This window comes from Pyxidicoccus trucidator, from assembly GCF_010894435.1.
Classification (GTDB): domain Bacteria; phylum Myxococcota; class Myxococcia; order Myxococcales; family Myxococcaceae; genus Myxococcus; species Myxococcus trucidator.
The window spans coordinates 1-829 of record NZ_JAAIXZ010000070.1; the positions used below are offsets into that span (position 1 = coordinate 1).

The window sequence follows — 829 nt, forward strand, 5'->3', positions numbered from 1 at the left end:
ACGCCCTTAGTAGCTTACTTGCCCTGATCTCTTTCATACCCGCCTCCCGGCGGATTATTGAAACTCGAAAGTCAAGGCCCAGACCCCTGCTCTTCGCAGCAGGCCCGGAAGACTTCTATGTTGATTCGATTCAACGCTTGATTGAGACTGTCTTGCGCCGTCGGTACGTCAAAGCCTCACGGCTTCATCGCACCTGGCAAGTCAGTCTTCTGCGAGAACTTCTTACTCAGCAGAAATTGAACTTACCCTTCGTATGCACTTGTCAAAGAACGCTTCCCAAAACGACTGGGAAAACTTGTGGAGCTGATCGGGATCGAACCGACGACATCCAGCTTGCAAAGCTGGCGCTCTCCCAGCTGAGCTACAGCCCCGGAGATGCTTGCCGCCATTCTACCATGCTGGTCGCGCGTCACCCACTCCCCTGCCCGATGGCAAAGGGGAATGTAGTGGGCCTAGGTGGACTTGAACCACCGACCTCGCGCTTATCAGGCGCGCGCTCTAGCCAGCTGAGCTATAGGCCCAGGGGGCTACCGCGTCGGCAAACCCTACAGCGTCCTTCATTCTCAAAGAGCCGAGTCGCGTCCTGCACTCGGTCCTTCAAAACCAAACAGCAAGCCCATGTATTACGACAGATTGTGATTCGGAAACGTTGACCTGGTCGACCTATGCAGCGCCGAAGCGCCACTGGCATCGCCTACTGCGCCCGAAGGCGCGAGTCCGATGCCCGGTCTCCTTAGAAAGGAGGTGATCCAGCCGCAGGTTCCCCTACGGCTACCTTGTTACGACTTCACCCCAGTTACCGACCACTCCTTGGGCATCTCTTGGTGAG

General features: G+C 56.6%; 2 tRNA genes and 1 rRNA gene. All 3 read right to left on the reverse strand.

The features are described 5' to 3' along the window. Nucleotides 1-298 precede the first annotated feature (298 nt). Nucleotides 299-371: transfer RNA gene (locus tag G4D85_RS48425), tRNA-Ala, on the reverse strand. Nucleotides 372-447: 76 nt separating this feature from the next. Next, a tRNA-Ile gene (locus G4D85_RS48430) sits at nucleotides 448-521 on the reverse strand. 216 nt (nucleotides 522-737) lie between these two features. Then, a 16S ribosomal RNA gene (locus G4D85_RS48435) occupies nucleotides 738-829 on the reverse strand; the annotation flags it as partial.